The organism is Streptomyces capparidis (assembly GCF_054782095.1).
In genome coordinates this window covers 24,426-40,530 of sequence record NZ_BAAGTD010000061.1, presented here as the reverse complement: position 1 = coordinate 40,530, position 16,105 = coordinate 24,426, and the positions used below count along the sequence as shown (strand labels likewise).

Annotated in this window: 12 protein-coding genes and 2 pseudogenes; 2 read left to right on the top strand and 12 right to left on the bottom strand. The window is 75.3% G+C overall.

What is annotated here, in order from left to right:
- From ACYVO2_RS32940 to ACYVO2_RS32925, 4 genes and pseudogenes are all read right to left on the bottom strand, one after another.
- On the bottom strand, positions 1–2,500 hold a 2,500-nt coding region (locus tag ACYVO2_RS32940; protein ID WP_461011752.1), incomplete at its 3' end, for an AAA family ATPase.
- 493 nt (positions 2,501–2,993) lie between these two features.
- Positions 2,994–3,769: pseudogene (locus tag ACYVO2_RS32935) on the bottom strand (integrase core domain-containing protein).
- A complete protein-coding gene (locus ACYVO2_RS32930) occupies positions 3,766–4,275 on the bottom strand; it encodes a hypothetical protein (RefSeq protein WP_461011751.1) in 510 nt (169 codons plus the stop codon). The pseudogene ACYVO2_RS32935 and the gene ACYVO2_RS32930 overlap by 4 nt, the downstream one beginning before the upstream one ends.
- A gap of 22 nt (positions 4,276–4,297) precedes the next feature.
- A complete protein-coding gene (locus ACYVO2_RS32925) occupies positions 4,298–5,371 on the bottom strand; it encodes a DNA polymerase III subunit beta family protein (RefSeq protein WP_461011758.1) in 1,074 nt (357 codons plus the stop codon).
- Positions 5,372–5,492: 121 nt separating this feature from the next.
- Between ACYVO2_RS32925 and ACYVO2_RS32920 the strand changes: the two genes are divergently transcribed.
- On the top strand, positions 5,493–5,879 hold the full coding sequence (locus tag ACYVO2_RS32920; protein ID WP_461011750.1) for a DUF1844 domain-containing protein: 387 nt from the start codon (positions 5,493–5,495) through the stop codon (positions 5,877–5,879).
- An 81-nt stretch (positions 5,880–5,960) separates the two neighbouring features.
- On the opposite strand, the gene ACYVO2_RS32915 is transcribed toward ACYVO2_RS32920, so the two are convergent.
- From ACYVO2_RS32915 to ACYVO2_RS32905, 3 genes are all read right to left on the bottom strand, one after another.
- On the bottom strand, positions 5,961–6,698 hold the full coding sequence (locus ACYVO2_RS32915) for an SseB family protein (RefSeq protein WP_461011749.1): 738 nt from the start codon (positions 6,696–6,698) through the stop codon (positions 5,961–5,963).
- Between the two features lie 138 nt (positions 6,699–6,836).
- Positions 6,837–8,048 (bottom strand): type VII secretion-associated serine protease mycosin, encoded by a 1,212-nt coding sequence (gene mycP / locus ACYVO2_RS32910; protein ID WP_461011748.1) that lies wholly within the window; start codon positions 8,046–8,048, stop codon positions 6,837–6,839.
- Positions 8,048–9,151: a hypothetical protein gene (locus tag ACYVO2_RS32905; RefSeq protein ID WP_461011747.1), complete on the bottom strand. Its 1,104-nt coding sequence runs from the start codon at positions 9,149–9,151 to the stop codon at positions 8,048–8,050. The genes mycP and ACYVO2_RS32905 overlap by 1 nt, the downstream gene beginning before the upstream one ends.
- A 200-nt stretch (positions 9,152–9,351) precedes the next feature.
- Between ACYVO2_RS32905 and ACYVO2_RS32900 the strand changes: the two genes are divergently transcribed.
- The gene (locus ACYVO2_RS32900; RefSeq protein WP_461011746.1) at positions 9,352–10,626 is read left to right on the top strand and encodes an amino acid deaminase/aldolase; all 1,275 of its coding nucleotides are present in this window, start codon (positions 9,352–9,354) and stop codon (positions 10,624–10,626) included.
- 120 nt (positions 10,627–10,746) lie between these two features.
- On the opposite strand, the gene ACYVO2_RS32895 is transcribed toward ACYVO2_RS32900, so the two are convergent.
- The 5 genes and pseudogenes from ACYVO2_RS32895 to ACYVO2_RS32875 form a co-directional block, all read right to left on the bottom strand.
- A complete protein-coding gene (locus ACYVO2_RS32895; RefSeq protein ID WP_461011759.1) occupies positions 10,747–11,466 on the bottom strand; it encodes a hypothetical protein in 720 nt (239 codons plus the stop codon).
- A gap of 747 nt (positions 11,467–12,213) precedes the next feature.
- A pseudogene (locus tag ACYVO2_RS32890) lies at positions 12,214–12,324 on the bottom strand (DUF2510 domain-containing protein); the annotation flags it as partial.
- A 42-nt stretch (positions 12,325–12,366) separates the two neighbouring features.
- Positions 12,367–13,134, bottom strand: a complete 768-nt coding sequence (locus ACYVO2_RS32885; protein ID WP_461011757.1) for a 3-oxoacyl-ACP reductase — start codon at positions 13,132–13,134, stop codon at positions 12,367–12,369.
- Between the two features lie 98 nt (positions 13,135–13,232).
- A complete protein-coding gene (locus tag ACYVO2_RS32880; protein WP_461011756.1) occupies positions 13,233–14,585 on the bottom strand; it encodes an aldehyde dehydrogenase family protein in 1,353 nt (450 codons plus the stop codon).
- Between the two features lie 149 nt (positions 14,586–14,734).
- Entirely contained in the window at positions 14,735–16,096 is a 1,362-nt protein-coding gene (locus tag ACYVO2_RS32875) for a glutamine synthetase family protein (RefSeq protein WP_461011745.1), read from the bottom strand.
- Positions 16,097–16,105: the final 9 nt, after the last annotated feature.

Here is a 16,105-nt window from a genome sequence, read left to right as displayed (position 1 = left end):
CGCCGCACTCCGCGGCGAGCCCGGCCGCGAGCCGCAGCACGGCTTGGGCCCGCGCGGGGTGCCCGGCCGCGCGGTGCGCCAGGCCAAGGTCGCCCAGCGCGCGGGCGAGCTGGAGCTTGTCCCCGCAGGTGCGGAAGCTGTCGACGGCCTCGGTGAGCAGGCTGACGCCCTCGGCGGGGTCGGGGGTGGCGGCGGCGAGCACCCGCAGCGTCATGCCGCGGGCGCGGGGGCGGTCGCCGAGGATGACGGCCGCCTGGGCGCGGGCGAGCGCGGCCGCCTTGTCCCGGTCCCCGAGCAGCAGGTGGGCATGGGCGGCCTCGGTGCGCCAGGGCACCACGGACGGGTGGTCGAACCCCCACTTGCGCATCGCGGCGCCGCAGGCGGTGAAGTCGTTCAGCGCCGCGTGCGGGCTGCCCGTCTCCGCGTGGTAGCGGCCCCTGGCGTGCAGGTAGTGCAGACCGAAGCGGCTCTGGAACGCGGCCCGGGGCACCGGCACCTCCAGGCGGGCGGCGGCCTCCCGCAGGTCGCCGGCCTCCGTGGCCGCGTGCACCAGCACCGCGAGCGGGGCCGCGACCACCGCGCCCCACCCCTCCGCGGGGACCCGGGCCAGCGCCGACTCCGCCAGCGCGGCCGCCCAGGACAGGTCGCCCTGCCGCAGCGAGATGCCGGCCCGCAGCGCGGCGAAGTGCCCCTCCCACATGGGCACGCCCTGCTCCTTGGCCTGGTCCAGCCAGTGGTCGCACCACCTGCCCGCGTCGTCCAGCCGGTCGGCGAAGAGCAGCGCGGCCACCGCGGCCCTGAGCGCCACGTAGGAGTGCTCGTCCAGCCGCATGCCGCGCATCGCGGTCTGGGCGCCGGCGATCACCTCGTCGTCCGGGCCGTGCTCGAGGACCTGGGACAGGGCCGCGGTGGCGGCGACCCGCGGATCCGTGGCGGCCGGGTCCCACGGCCACGGGACCCGCTCCCGCCGGCCGGACCCGGGGCGCCCCGAGCCCAGCGCGGGGAAGGCGATGAACAGCAGCTCCCGCGACACCCGCTTCTCCACCGAGGCCACCGGGTCCGCGTCCCGCGCCCCACCGGCCAGGGCCAGCACGTCCACCGCCTCCCTGACCTGCCCGTACCACAGCAGGTACCGCGCCAGCGGCAGCGCGTGCCGCTCCGGGAGGCGGCCGGCCCGCAGCCTCTCGACCAGGTCCGCCACATGGCGTCTGCTCAGGGCCGGGTTGAGCAGCCAGGCGACGCGGACGAGTCGGAGCTTCAGCTCGGTGCGCCCGGGCTCGTGCACGCAGGCACGCAGGGCCAGGTCCAGGCACTCGTAGGCCTCGGCGAGACGGCGGGCGGAGGTCAGCCACTCCGCGGCCGAGCGCAGCACGGGCACGGCCCAGGCGGCGGGGACGCGCTCGGCGGCCACCAGGTGGCGGGAGACGGCCACCGCGGAGGCGCCGTTCTCGTACAGCAGCTCGGACGTGCGCAGGTGCAGCTCGGCGGCGCGGCGCGGCGGGACGGTGCGCAGGACGGCGTCGCGGATCGGGGCGTGCCGCAGCCGGGTGCCGTCCAGGAAGCCGACGGAGGCCAGCCCGGCCAGGTAGTAGTCGATGCGGTGGGGCGGCAGGTCGTCGAGCAGCATCGGGATCACCTCGCGCGCCTGCTCCTCCCCGCCGACCAGGGCGAGCACCTGGGCGGTGCGCAGCAGGCCCGGCTCGTGGCGCTCCATCAGGCTGAGCGCGACATCGACGAACGCGGGCCCCACGGTGACCCCCACGGCCGGCGCCGCCCCGTTGCGCAGGTCCTCGATCAGGGCCCTGACCAGGAGCGGGATGCCGCGGCTCACGGCGTGGACCTGCGGTGCGAGCCGTCGGACGGTGAGGCGGTCCAGGTGCTCGCCGAGCATCTGCGCCACGCCGTCCTCGGTCAGCTCGGGGAGCCGGACGCGCCGGTAGTCCGGCTGCCGCAGCAGTTGCGCCCGCAGCGCCGAGTGGGTCGGCAGCGTCTCGCACTCGGACATCACCAGGGCGATCCGGGCGGAGCCGACGACCCGGACGAGGGTCAGCAGCCAGTGCAGGGAGGCGGCGTCCAGGTGGTGCACGTCGTCGACGCACACCAGCACGGGCCGCTCCTCCGCCGCGGCCACGATCGCGTTGGCCAGCCGGTGGACCCGGGAGGCGGCCCGCGGGGGCAGCTCGTCCGGGTGCTCGTGGAGGTCGCCGAGGCGGCACAGCAGCCCGGCGATCTCCTCCTCCGGGATCAGCGGGGCGTCGCCCGGGGTGCGCAGCAACTGCCCGAGCACGCCTCCTGGCAGGTGTCTCTCCTCCCACGAGCCGGAAGCGGTGAGCACCAGGAAGCCCAGTCGCGCGGCCCGCGCGCCGACGGCGCCGAGCACCGCCGTCTTGCCCCGGCCGCCGCCGGCCGTGACCAGCGCGCATCCGCCACCGCCGCGCGCCGCCCGGTCCAGCAGGTCGTACAGTTCCGCGAGTTGCTCGTCACGTTCGGCTAGGCGCATGCCTGTCGTCTCCTAGCTTGGCCGGCCATCGCGGGAGGGCGCCGAGCGGCGGCCGGGGTGCGCGCGGTCCGCGCGGGGCCGGCCGAGGGGTCGCCGGAGCGGCTCGACAGGCCGGCCGGGCCCGGTCGGGCTCCACGCGTCGGCACGCCGGGATGGCAAGGTCCGTGTCCCCCTGGAGAAGAAGGTCTCGCGTCGGTCGCGGCCGGCTCCTGCGGGCCGGTCGCCGCCGATCGGCCGGCCGGTGGGCCGGTGCCTTCGGGGCGGCCGCGGCGCCGGGAGCGGCCGTCCGGAAGGCCGACTGTTCTCGGAAGGTGCGGGTGGTGGACGCACCATAGGGGCGTACCGGTCACAAAGGCTTGATGTGCGGTCGTTTCCGGGTGGAGGTGGAGGCTCCGGCCGGGGGCGCGGCGGCGGCGCGGCGCGGGGCGGCGGGGCGCGGCGTGCGAGGTCACGGGGGTGGCGCCGCCCGGGCCCGGCCGCGGAGGTGCGGGTACTAGGTCCAGGAGGTCATGACGTTGGTGACGCCGCCCGGTAGTCGAGCTGCGGGTGGTTGGTCTCCGAGCGCGGTGTGCGGGCGGTGGTGGTTGTAGTGGACAATCCAGCGGCCCAGGAGGTTGGCGCGTTGGGCTTCCGACGTCCACGTCCGGGCATGGAGGAACTCTTCGGCCAGGATGCGGTTGTATCGCTCGACTTTGCCGTTGTGGCGTGGGGTGTAGGGCGCGATGCGCTGGTGCCTGGCGCCGAGGAGGGCCCGGGTGAAGCTCTCGGCTCGATAGCAAGCGCCGTTGTCTGTCACGATCCGTTCGATCCGTGTGATCCCGTGGGCGGCCAGCCAGGCGCGGGCCCGATGGAGGAAGGCGATAGCGGTGATGGCCTTCTCGTCAGGCAGTGCTTCGGTGTAGGCGAGACGGCTGTGTCCGTCTATGGCCGAGTGCGGATAGACGTAGCCGCCGCGCTCAGTCTTCTTGCTCCGGGTGACGGCTTTGGCCTGGTCACTGCCGCGTCCGTGTGCGCGCCGGCCTCCGCGTTCAGGGATGCGGCCCACCTTCTTCACATCGACGTGGATCATGGGGCCGGGCCGTCGGGCATGTCTCCCGAGCGGTCTTCCAGCCCGCGTTCGCCATGGCTCCGGTATCGATTGACCCACTTCGAAGCGCACGCCCGGGACACCCCCATCTCGGCTGCGACATGCGCAATCGGTCTCGTCCGGCAACGCTCCACCAGTCGACGGCGTCCCTCGACGGTGAGGGGCGCGTTCCGGTGCGTCATGCAGTGGGACCAGGTGCGGAGGGCCGCTTGGCGATGTCCCGCCGGGAGATGGCCTCTGCCACCTCGTCGAGGGCGGTGCGCAGGAGGGCACCGTATGCGTCCTGTGGGAGGTTGGGGGCGTGCTCTTTGGCCGCGTTGATGTGCTCAGTGGCCGCTTCGAAGGACCCGAGTCGGCGGTAGTTGTCGGCCAGGTTGAGGTGGAGGGAGGGGTAGAACCCGTCGATGTGGAGGCCGGCGTGGTGCTCCTGGACACGCTGCTCGGTCACGGCGTCGGCAGCGTCCAGGGCCCGGACGTCCCAGGCGAGGGCCTGGGCAGGATCTTCGTAGAGGTCCGCCAGGTAGTGGGCGAGTGAGCAACGGTGCAGCGGGTCGCCGGTGACGCCGATCGCCGACCACAGGTCCAGGAGCTTGCGGCGGGCGGAGAGAGTGTTGCCCGTTCGGCCTTCGGTGACGGCTTGCCCGATGGCTTCCATGGTCGGGTCGGGGCTGGCGGGTGCGGTAGGCATGACGTGTTCCTCGTTGTCGTGCTCAGTCTGAGTGGTCGAACTTGACGGGCATGGCCAGGGTGGTGAGATCGCCGCGGTCGGCGGAGCGGATCGTGACGGGCCGGTCGTGTCCCCTTAGGTCGAGCATCACGTCGGGGCCGATGACCGTGCTCACGGCGGGATAGAACGTGGTCATTTCGAACTGGATCTGGAGGGCCTCGCCCGTCACGGTGGCGAGGACCGGGATGCCGGAGTGTTCGTCGTTCGGGGGCCGGACGTTCACTCCGTGACCGGAGATGTGCAGCGCGACGCGTTCGCCGGGGTGTTCTTCCAGAGCGCGCAGCAGAAGATCCTTCGAGACCGTCGCGCGGGTGCTGATCTCGCCCAGGGAGGCGAGCATCAGCCGGTGATCGGGGAAGTCCTCGGACAGCAACCGGCAGTGCCGGTCCTTCCGCTCGGGCATGCGCAGCCAGATCCCGTGCGGCACCGCTTCGATGCGGACCAGCGCACTGTGTCGGATCTCGGCGACGGCGGCCCGCAGGTCGTCGCCGTCGACCGTGCCGACCCACGTCTGCTCCGCCGGCCGCGCCGGTACCAGGGTCCGGGTGGAGAGCCGGTACCGGTCGGTCGCCGTCAGGGTGATCGCCTCATGACTCGCCTCGATGCGCAAGCCGGCAAGCACAGCCGTCCCCGGCTCGTGCGCGGTCGCCGTCAGGACCTGATCGACCGCATCCGCCAGCACGGGCCCCTTCAACGTGGCGATCAGCAGACCGGGCATGTTGCCGCCGAGCGCGGACTTGATGACAGCCGCCTTCCGCCGTGCAGTCGACGCATCCCCGACGATCTTGGCAACATGCTCGTCGAGCAGCCGTGCCGCCTCCTCGGCCCCGGCGTCGAGAACCGCCTCGACCGCAGCGAGGGGCATGGCGATCTCGCGGAGCTGACGCAGCGCGGTCGCACGCGCCACCTGGTCAGCGCCGTAGTAGCGGTAGCCCGAGACCGGGTCTACTTCGGCAGGGGGCAGCAGCCCGGAGTCAGCGTAGAACCGCAACGCGCTGGAGGTCAGACCACTGCGCTGGGCAAAGACCCCGATGGGCATCAGCTCAGATTTCGGCACCTGGCCATCATTGAGCTTCAACCAACTCGAAGGTCAACGTCGACGTGGGGCGACACCAACGTTATGGCCGGCAACAACTAGGCTGGGCGGGCCCACGCACCGCACCGACGGATAGAGAACCATGAGCGACATGCCCGAGCAGCGGCCGGCCGACGACGGGCAGCCGCCGGTCGACTTCGACACGATGACCCGCGACATCGCGGACGTGCCCGCCGTGGAGGTGATCACCACGGTCGCGGTCCATCTGATGAGCGCCGCCGCCGTCAACCTCGGGCTGGCCGACACCCCCGACGCCGCGGAGCACAAGGACCTCGACGAGGCGCGGAAGCTGATCACCGCGCTGGCCGGACTGGTCACCGCCGGGGCGCCGGAGATCGGCAACTACCACGCGGCGCCGCTGCGGGACGGCCTGAAGTCGTTGCAGCTCGCCTTCCGCGAGGCGTCGCTGGTGCCGGACGAGCCGGGGCAGGGGCCCGGGGAGAAGTTCACGGGGCCGGTGTACGGCTAGCCCGCCGGTTCCCGGGAGCGGCGGCCGGACGCGAGGGCTGCCCTCGCGGGGGCTGCCTCGCGGGCGCCGCACCGGGTGGGTTCAGCGGGTGAACAGCGGTTCGCCCGGCACGCGCGCCTCCGCGGGCAGCACGGCCAGCTCCAGGCCGCGCACCAGCCGGGCGCGCAGCACCGCGTCGCCCGCCAGCGCGTCCGCCACCCGGCGGGCCGTGTCCGGAACCGACGCCCCCTCGGCGACGACGAGGCCGAGCGTGGCGTCCGCCCCGCGGCCGGGCACCAGATGCGCCCGCACCACCTCGGGCTGGGCCGCCACCACCGCGCGCACGGCCGAGACCACCTCGGGGTCGCGGACCGGGTCCAGGTGCTCCCTGCCCTCGGCGAGCGCGCGCATGGGGGCGCCGGTGAGCTGGTAGGTGACCGGGCCCGCGAGGTCGATCAGAAGCGTGTCGGCGCGCTCCTGGTAGGCGGCCTGGAGGGCCTGCCGCACCCCGACCGGCACCGGACGGGCGTCGGCGCGCCAGCGGGCCAGGGACGCGGTGGAGGTGAACGCGGGCAGCGCCCTTCGGCCGTCCCGCGCCTCGATGGTGGGCACGGCCATGTCGCTGGTCTTCTCGCGGCGCAGGCCGTCCTCGCCCTGCTCCACCTCGCCGAGCACGGCGACGACGGGGACGAGCAGCCGCGCCCCGGCGAGCGCCGCGAGCACCTCGCCCTCGGCCTCCTCGGGGGCCTGCGCGTAGCGGGCCAGGGCCCGGGCGAGGCGGGGGTCGGCCTCGCCCCGGTCGCCGGCGAAGCCCGGGTCGGGGATGTTCTTGTGCGCCACCCGGGGAGCTTATCCGGCGGGGGGTGGGGGCGCGGGGCGGGGGAGGGCGCGCTGGGGCGGGGGCCCAGGCGCCGGGGTGCGGCGCGGAGGGGCGGCGCTCAGGCGCGCGGTCGCGTCCGGCCGCGCCGGGGCGGGCGCTCAGGCGCCGGGGCGGCCCCGGGCGCCGGGGCGTCCGCCGCGCAGGTGGAGGACGGCCGCCGCCAGCAGCAGGACGGCGCCCGCGGCGGCGCACACCGCGGCGGGGCCGCCGGGGAGCGACCCGTCCCCCGCGGCCCGCACCCGCAGCGGGGTGGGTCCCTCGCCGAAGTAGCGCCTGGTGTGCGGCGAGGGCTGCGGGACGTCCGGCTCGGGCCCGAGCCTGCCGGCCGCCTCCAGGGCCGCGGCGGCGTCCACCAGGCCCGCCCCCAGCTCGTCGCTGCGCCCGCCCGGCGGCGGGCTCTGGGCCGTGTCCTCGAGCAGGCGCTTGACCTGCGCCGGGGACAGGTCGGGGTAGGCGGAGCGGACCAGCGCCACGGTGCCGGAGACGTACGCGGCGGCGGCGCTCGTCCCCCAGCCGACGTAGTACCTGCGGTCGGGGTCGGCCATCGCCACGTCCACCCCGGGGGCGGACACGGAGGCGTACCAGTGCCGGGTGGAGAAGTCGCCGCGCCTGCCGAACCGGTCGACCGCCGTCACCGCGATCACCCCCGGGTAGGCCGCGGGGTAGGAGGCGCGGTCCCCCTCCTTGGCGCCGTTGCCCGCCGACGCCACGACCACCACGCCCTTGCTCAGCGCGTAGCGCACGGCCTCGTCCTCCTCCGCCTCCGGGTGCGAGGACTCGCTGTCGTCGCCGAGGGAGAGGTTGATGACGTCGGCGCCGTTGTCCACGGCCCAGCGGATGCCTTCGGGCAGCGCCGAGGCGCGGGTCTGCCGGGCCCGTTTGCGCTGCGGGTCGTCCTGGTCGAGGATCACCCGCACCGGCAGGATGCTCGCCCGCGGCGCCATGCCGGTCACGCCCTGGGAGTCGCCGGGGCCGTGGCCGCGCGCGGCGATGATCCCGGCCATCGCGGTGCCGTGGCTCGCCCACGCCGCGTCCCCCGGGGCGGCGCCGAAACCGACGAAGTCCCTGCCGGGCAGCACCCGTCCGCGCAGGTCCGGGTGGGTGCCGTCCACGCCGGTGTCCACCACGGCGACGGTGACGCCCTCCCCCATCGTGGTGCGCCACGCCTCCTGGGCGCGCAGCGCCGTCAGGCCCCACTGGCCCTCCTCGATGGTCTCGGCCGCCGCCGGGGAGGGCGCGACGAGCACGGGCAGGGCGCTCAGCAGCGCGGCGGCGGCGCCCAGCGCGGCACGGCGGGCGGTGGCGCGCATCAGCGCTCCCTCCCCTCGGCCTGCTCGAGCTGACGGCGCGTGGCGTCGGCGGCCTCGGTGAGCCGCTCGGCGACCTGCGCCTCGACGCCCTTCGCGTCGTGGCCGAGCCCGGCCTCCGCAGGGGGCGCGGTGTTGCCCTCCCGGACCGCCTCCACCGCGGGTACCGGGTCGGCGACCGTGCGGCCGTCGGCGAACCCGCTCACGGAGAACACCACGAACGGCACGTCCTCGCGGATCCGCACCGTCCAGCTCGCCCGCTGCGCGATGCCGAAGCCGGCCGCGACGGTGCCGGGGACCGGGTGGGGGCGCGGCATCAGGTTCGCGCGGGTGGCCAGGCCCTCGCGGCTCCAGCGGCCCTTCAGGTCGCGCATGCCCTGCTGGTCGGTCTCGGTGACCAGCAGGCCGACGGTGGTCACCGAACTGGAGGTGGTGTCGGTGTACGTGGCGCGCAGCAGGCGCACGCAGCCCGCGGCCGCCAGGACCTGCGTCAGCGCCGGGTCGAACGCCTCGGCCAGCCGGCAGGCGCCGTCGGGCGCGACCCCCAGCCGCTTCCACACCCGGTCCGCGCCGCCCGGGCCCGCGTTGGGGCCGTCCAGGGTGCGCGGGAAGAGCCTGTCCACCGGGACGTTGTGCCACAGCTCCCGGGTGGCGTCGAACGCCCTGGCGGCCCGCTCGGCCGCGGGCTCCTCGCCGCGGCCGGAGCCGTCCAGGGTGCCGCCGATGACAGCGCCGCCGAGCAGGCCGATGCCGAGGATCAGGCAGAGCGCGGCGGCGACGCGGCTGCGGAGCGGCGGGGCCGGGCGGCGGGAGCGGTGGGAGGTCGCGGGGGGCGGGACGGGGCCGTGGTGGGAGAGCGGGGGGTGGTCCGCGGGCGCGGGGGGCACGCGGCCGGGCTGCGGGGGCGCCGGCCGATGGGGGTGGCGGGGCGGGGCGTGCGGGGGCGGTGGCGGCAAGGGCGGCGCGTGGTGGGCGGGCCTGTCGTGGGTGGGCCTGTCGTGGGTGGGCGGGGTGCGGGCGGGGGGCGCGGACGGCGGTTCCCACGGCGGGGAGAGCCGCCCGGCGGTGCCGGTTTCGACGCCGCCGTTCTCCACTCCGGTGCTCACCGGCATCCCTCCCCGCGCTTCCGGCCCGTCCGGGTGTGCGCGGCGGATCCGGACAGGCCGGGACAGCCCTGGACAACCCTGTCGTGGCCTGCCGATCCGCGGTTCCGCGTAACTCTATTGGCTCACCAGGCGTCAGGGTGGCCCGCCTGGTGAACAGCCGCCACTACCCGGCGGTAACGGCCGTCTGGCACGCTGCCGGTATGGCGAATCCGACCGTGCTCCCGCCGTCCGGCTCCCTCTCGGCCGCGGGCGGCTCCCGCGCCGGCGACCGGGCCCGCTACGACCGCGCCACCGCCCACCTGGACGCCCCGCTGGCCGTGGTGGACCTCGACGCCTTCGACGCCAACGCCCGCGACCTGGTGCGCCGGGCCGGCGGCAAGCCGGTGCGGGTGGCCAGCAAGTCCGTGCGCTGCCGCGCCCTGCTGGAACGGCTGCTGCCCGGGGAGAGCGGGGAGCGCCTGCCCGGCACGGAGGGGTTCGCCGGGGTGATGAGCTACACCCTCGCCGAGTCGCTGTGGCTGGCCAGGGCCGGTTTCGGCGACGTGCTGCTGGCGTACCCGTCGGCGGACCGGGCGGGGTTCGCCGAACTGGCCGCCGACCCCGGGTTGGCGTCCGCGGTGGCGGTGATGGTGGACGACCCGGCGCAGTTGGACCTGATCGACGCGGCCAGGGACGGCGGGGGCGAGGTGGTCCGGGTGTGCGTGGAGCTGGACACCTCGCTGCGGATGCTGGGCGGCCGGGTGCGGATCGGGGCGCGCCGCTCGCCGCTGCACGGCCCGGCGGAGGTGGCCGCGCTGGCCCGCGAGGTGGTGCGCAGGCCCGGGTTCCGGCTCGTGGGCCTGATGGCGTACGAGGGGCACATCGCGGGTGTGGGCGACCGGGTGCCGGGGCGGCCGGTGTTCTCCCGGGCGGTGCGGCTGATGCAGGCGCGGGCCCGGCGGGAGCTGGCGGAGCGCAGGGCCGAGGTGGTGCGCGCGGTGCGGGAGCTGGCGGACCTGGAGTTCGTCAACGGCGGCGGGACGGGCAGCGTGCAGCACACGGCGGCCGAGGACGCGGTCACCGAGGTGGCGGCGGGCTCCGGGCTGTTCGTGCCGCGCCTGTTCGACAACTACACCTCCTTCACCGGGCGTCCGGCCGCGCTGTTCGCGCAGCCGGTGGTGCGGCGGCCGGGCATCGGGGTGGTGACGGTCCTCGGCGGCGGCTACCCCGCCTCCGGCGCGGCGGGCCGCGACCGGCTGCCGGTGCCGTATCTGCCCGAGGGCCTCGCGTACGACCCGCAGGAGGGCCCCGGCGAGGTGCAGACCCCGCTGCTGGGTTCCGCGGCGGACGACCTGCTGATCGGCGACAAGGTGTGGTTCCGTCACGCGAAGGCGGGCGAGCTGTGCGAGCGGTTCGACACGCTGCACCTGATCGAGGGGGACCGGGTGGTGGGCAGTGTGCCGACGTATCGCGGGGAGGGGAAGACGTTCCTGTGACGGCGGCGGGCGCGGCGCCCGGGGCCGGGGGGACGGGCGCCGGGGTGGCGCTCCCCCGCCGGGGTGTCCCGGCGAGGGCGCCCCGCCCCGGTCGCGGCGGGGTGCCCTCGCCGGGAGGGGCTACACGCCGCTGGCGGGCGTGACGGCCCTGATGCCGTCGAGGATCTTGTCCATGACGTCCGTCTTCGGCGCCTTGTCCGTGGTGTCGAAGGCCAGCCGGACGACCGTCATGGTGCCCTTGGTGGGCGAGCGGAAGGCGACGCTCTGCACGGTTCCGTCGGGCCCCTCGGCCACGTCCAACTGCCAGCGCACCAGGTAGCCCTGCTGCCCCGCGACGGTCACCTTCTCCGCCTTGACCTGCTTGTGACCGTTGAGCTTCCCGTAGGAGGCCTCGGCGTTCTTGGCCACGTCCTTCTCCGCGGCGCTCTTGGGGTCCTTGACCGTGGAGGCGAGGGTGTAGGCGCCCGCGCTGACGCACACCTTCGTCTCACCGGTCTCGCACGCGAACGGCTCGGTGGTGACGTACGCGTTGCCCGTCCCGGTCTCCTGGGCGAGCCAGCCGTCGGGCACGGGCAGGCTCACACCCAGGTTCCGGTCCACCGCGGCGTCCGGCGAGGACGGGCTCCGCGACGCCGGCGGGTCCTGCTCGGGGGCGGCCCCGTCCGGCCCGGCGCTCCCGCCGCCGCCCTCCCCCTCGGTGCCCGGCGGCGGCACGGACAGCGAGGGCTTCGCCGCGCCCTCCGCCCCGCCGTCGTCCCCGTCACCGCCGAGCAGGAACACCCCGCCGACGACGGCCCCGAAGATCACCACCGCTCCCCCGGCCACACCCACCGGCACCACCCACGACCTCCGCCCACCCCGGGACCCCCCGGAGGGACCCCCCGGAGCACCGGGCATCCCGGGCGCCCCGAAGCCACCGAACGCGGGGGCACCCGGGGCGGGGCCGCCCGGAGTGCCGTAGCCGGTGTGGGCGGGGGCGCCGGGGGTGGGGGCACCGGGGGCGCCGTAACCGCCGGAAGTCGGGGTACCCGGGGCGCCCGGGGCACCGAAACCGCCGGGGGCCGGGGTCCCCGGAGCAGGCGCACCCGGGGCGCCGTAACCGCCGGAGGCGGGGGCACCCGTCGGTCCGGGCGCACCCGGGGCACCGGGCGCACCAGGGGCCGGAGCACCCAGAGGGCCGACCCCGCCCGCCGTGGTGAAGGCGCCGGGGGCACCCGCTCCGGGGGCACCGGAGTCCCAGCCCTCCGGGGCGCCCGGGGCACCGAAGCCACCGGGAGCACCCGGGCCGTCGGAGCCGGGGGCGGGGATCCCCGGGCCGGAGGTACCCGAGGCGCCGGAGGTGCCGGAGCCGGCAGCACCCGGGCCGGAGGTGCTCGTAGCGGCGGAGGACCCCATCCCGGGGGTCCCCGCCCCGGGAGTCCCCGTCCCGGGGGTGTCCGGGCCGGGCGTGCCCGGGTCGTCGGCGGTCGGGTTGCCCGGGGTGCCGGGGGCGCCGGGGGCGCCGGGGCTCGCGGGGCCGGGCGACTTCGCCGCGCCGGGCAGTCCGGGGGTCACCGCTATCCCGTGCGGCGTCGTCGGCTGCCGGGGCGGTGCGGCGCGGGTGTACTCGGTCCACGAGGTGCCGTCCCACCAACGCTCCATGCCGCTGCCCGGCGCCTGGTGCGGATCGGGGTACCAACCGGAAGGAGTGACAGTCACGACGCCAAGGTACGCCAGTTCACCCGTCCCTCCGGCCCGGCCTCACAGCGGCGTTACATAGGCCCCCGAGATCCCGCCGTCCACGAGGAACTGACTCGCGGTGATGAACGAGGAGTCGTCGCTGGCCAGGAAGGCCACGGCGGCCGCTATCTCCTCCGCCTCCGCGAACCGCCCGAGCGGGATGTGCACCAGGCGGCGGGCGGCCCGCTCCGGGTCCTTGGCGAACAGCTCCCGCAGCAGGGGGGTGTCGACCGGCCCCGGGCACAGGGCGTTGACCCGGATGCCCTCCCGCGCGAACTGCACCCCCAGCTCCCGGGACATCGCCAGCACCCCGCCCTTGGAGGCGGTGTAGGAGATCTGCGAGGTGGCGGCGCCCATGACGGCGACGAACGAGGCGGTGTTGATGATGGAGCCCTTACCCTGGCGCCGCATGTAGGGCAGGGCGGCCTTGCAGCACAGGTAGACCGAGGTGAGGTTGACCTCTTGCACCCGCTTCCACGCCTCGAGGCCGGTGGTGAGGATGGAGTCGTCCTCGGGCGGGGAGATCCCGGCGTTGTTGAACGCCACGTCCACTGAGCCGTAGGTGTCGAACGCGGCCTTGAACAACGCCTCGACCTGCCCGGCGTCGGTGACGTCCACCGCCACGAACGTGCCCGCGGTCTCCCGGGCCGCGGCCTCGCCCGCCGCCTCGTCGATGTCCGCGCAGACCACGTTGGCGCCCTCGGAGGCGAGGCGGCGGGCCGTGGCGAGCCCGATGCCGCTGCCGGCGCCGGTGACCACCGCGGTCCGCCCGACGAGCCGGCGGCACACGGGAGCGCCGGGGGCGGGCGCGGTGCCCGGCCCGGGGGCGGACGCGCCCGGGGAGGCGGACTGCTCGGGAGTGGGGTCCTGCGGCTCGGTGGCCTGGGTCACTGTTCCTCCGTGGCGATGAAGACGTTCTTGGTCTCGGTGAAGGCGGCGAGGGCGTCGGGGCCAAGCTCCCGGCCGAGGCCGGACTGCTTGTAACCGCCGAACGGGGTCCAGTAGCGGACCGACGAGTGGGAGTTGACCGACAGGTTCCCCGAGGCGACGGCGCGGGAGACCCGCACGGCGCGGCCCACGTCCCGCGTCCAGATCGAGCCGGACAGGCCGTACTCGGTGGCGTTGGCCAGCCGTATCGCGTCCGCCTCGTCCTCGAACGGCAGCACGACGGCGACCGGTCCGAACACCTCCTCGACGGCGACCGGCGCGGACGGGTCCTTCGGGGTGAGGACGATGGGCGGGAACCAGAATCCCGGCCCGGAGGGAGCGCCGCCGCGGATGGCGACCGGGGCGCCGTCCGGCACGTAGGAGGCCACGCGGTCCCGCTGAGCGGCCGAGATCAGCGGGCCCATGGCGGTCTTCTCGTCCGACGGGTCGCCGACGGACACCTCGCGCACGGCGGGTTCCAGCAGCTCCAGGAACCTGTCGTACACCGTGCGCTGGACCAGGACGCGGCTGCGGGCGCAGCAGTCCTGCCCCGCGTTGTCGCAGAAGGCCAGCGGGGCACTGGCGGCGGCCCGCTGGAGGTCGGCGTCCGCGAAGACGATGTTGGGGCTCTTGCCGCCCAGTTCCAGGGTGAGCCGCTTCATCCGCCGGGCGGCCTTGGCCATGATCTGCCTGCCGACCGCGGTGGAACCGGTGAACACGATCTTCGCGACGCCGGGGTGCTCCACCAGGGCGTTCCCCGCGACCGCTCCGGCGCCCGGCAGGACCTGGAACAGGTGCTCGGGCAGGCCCGCCGCCAGGGCGAGCTCGGCCAGGCGCAGGGCGGTGAGCGGAGTGGTCTCGGCCGGCTTGAGCACCACCGCGTTGCCCGCGGCGAGCGCCGGGGCGGTGCCCCAGGCGGCGATCGGCATGGGGAAGTTCCACGGCACGATGACGCCGACCACGCCGAGGGGTTCGAGGAAGGTGACGTCGATGCCGCCGGGGACGGGGATCTGGCGGCCGTTGAGCCGCTCGACTCCCCCGGCCGCGTAGTCCAGCAGGTCCCGTACGTTCCCGGCCTCCCAGCGGGCGTTGCCGATGGTGTGCCCGGCCTGCCGGACCTCCAGACGCGCCAGTTCCTCGGCGTGGTCGTCCACCGCGGAGGCGAAGCGGCGCAGCAGCCGGGCCCGGTCGGCGGGTGCGAGCGCCGCCCAGCGGACCTGTGCCCGGGCCGCGCGGCGCACCGCGGCGTCCACGTCGGCGGGCGTGGCGGCGGGGACGGTGGCGATGACCTCCTCGGTGGCGGGGTTCAGCACCCGGTGCTCCCTCGGCCCTTCCTCCCGCGGGTGCCCCGCCCCTGTGCTCGCCCGCCGGTGTTCCGCCGTGGGCTGCTCGCGGTCCCCCTCCCCGAGCCGGGGCGCGCGGTGCTCATCCGGATGGTGCTGCGACACGTCGTCGTACCTCCTCACATGCGTTCGAAGGAGCGGTACCGCTCCCAGTCGGTCACCGCGGCGTCGAACGCGTCGAGTTCGACCCGCGCCATGTTGCGGTAGTGCTCCACGACCTCGTCGCCGAAGGCGGCGCGGGCCACGGTGCTGCGCTCCCACAGCTCGGCGGCCTCCCGGAGCGTGCCGGGCACCCTGTCGTACCCGGCGGTGTAGGCGTTGCCCGTGCACGGCTCGGGCAGCGGCAGCTCGTTGTCGAGGCCGTGCAGGCCGGCCGCGATCATGGCGGCGACGGCGAGGTGCGGGTTGACGTCGCCTCCCGGGAGCCGGTTCTCCAGGCGCAGGGAGGGTCCGTGGCCGACGACGCGCAGGGTGCAGGTGCGGTTGTCGCGGCCCCAGGCGACGGCGGTGGGCGCGAAGGAGCCCGTCCGGAAGCGCTTGTAGGAGTTGATGTTGGGGGCGTGGAAGAGGGTGAGCTCGCGCAGGGCGGCCAACTGCCCCGCGAGGAAGTGCTCCATGACCCGGGACATCCCGTCTCCGTCGTCCGCCATGACCGGGCGGCCGCCGGCGTCCCGCAGCGAGAGGTGGATGTGGCAGGAGTTCCCCTCGCGCTCGTTGAACTTGGCCATGAAGGTGAGCGACACGCCCTCCTGGGCGGCTATCTCCTTGGCCCCCGTCTTGTACACGGCGTGCTGGTCGCAGGTGGTGAGCGCCTCGTCGTAGCGGAAGGTGATCTCGTGCTGGCCGAGGTTGCACTCGCCCTTGGCGGACTCCACGGTCAGGCCGGCGCCGGCCATCCCGTTGCGGATCCGGCGCAGCAGGGGCTCGACGCGGCCGGTGCCGAGCACGGAGTAGTCGGAGTTGTACTGGTTGGCCGGGGTGAGGTCGCGGTACGCGCGGTTCCACGCCTCCTCGTAGGTGTCGCGGAAGACCATGAACTCCAGCTCCGTGCCCACCTGGGCGCTCCAGCCGCGCTCGGCGAGGCGGTCGAGCTGGCGGCGCAGGATGCCGCGCGGCGCGGCGGCGACGGGCGAGCCGTCCTCCCAGTCGAGGTCGGCGAGCAGCAGCGCGGTGCCGGGCTGCCAGGGGATCCGGCGCAGCGTGGCGGTGTCCGGGCGCATGGCGAAGTCGCCGTAGCCGCGCTCCCAGGAGGACATTGCGTAGCCGTCGACGGTGTTGAGGTCCACGTCCACCGCGAGCAGGTAGTTGCAGGCCTCGGCGCCGTGCTCCAGCACCTCGTCCAGGAAGAAGGAAGCGGCGAAGCGCTTGCCCTGGAGCCGCCCCTGCATGTCGGGGAAGGCCAGGACGACGGTGTCGATCTCGCCGCCGCGGACGAGGGAGCGCAGTTCCTCGACCGCGAGCGGGGGTGTGCGCATCGCCACGCGTGCCTC

What these genes read in the sequence shown, in the direction of transcription:
- mycP (WP_461011748.1), bottom strand. Translation starts at nt 8,048, where the DNA reads ATGCGCGCCACCGCCCGCCGTGCCGCGCTGGGCGCCGCCGCCGCGCTG.
- ACYVO2_RS32930 (WP_461011751.1), bottom strand. Translation starts at nt 4,275, where the DNA reads ATGCCTACCGCACCCGCCAGCCCCGACCCGACCATGGAAGCCATCGGG.
- ACYVO2_RS32920 (WP_461011750.1), top strand. Translation starts at nt 5,493, where the DNA reads ATGAGCGACATGCCCGAGCAGCGGCCGGCCGACGACGGGCAGCCGCCG.
- ACYVO2_RS32900 (WP_461011746.1), top strand. Translation starts at nt 9,352, where the DNA reads ATGGCGAATCCGACCGTGCTCCCGCCGTCCGGCTCCCTCTCGGCCGCG.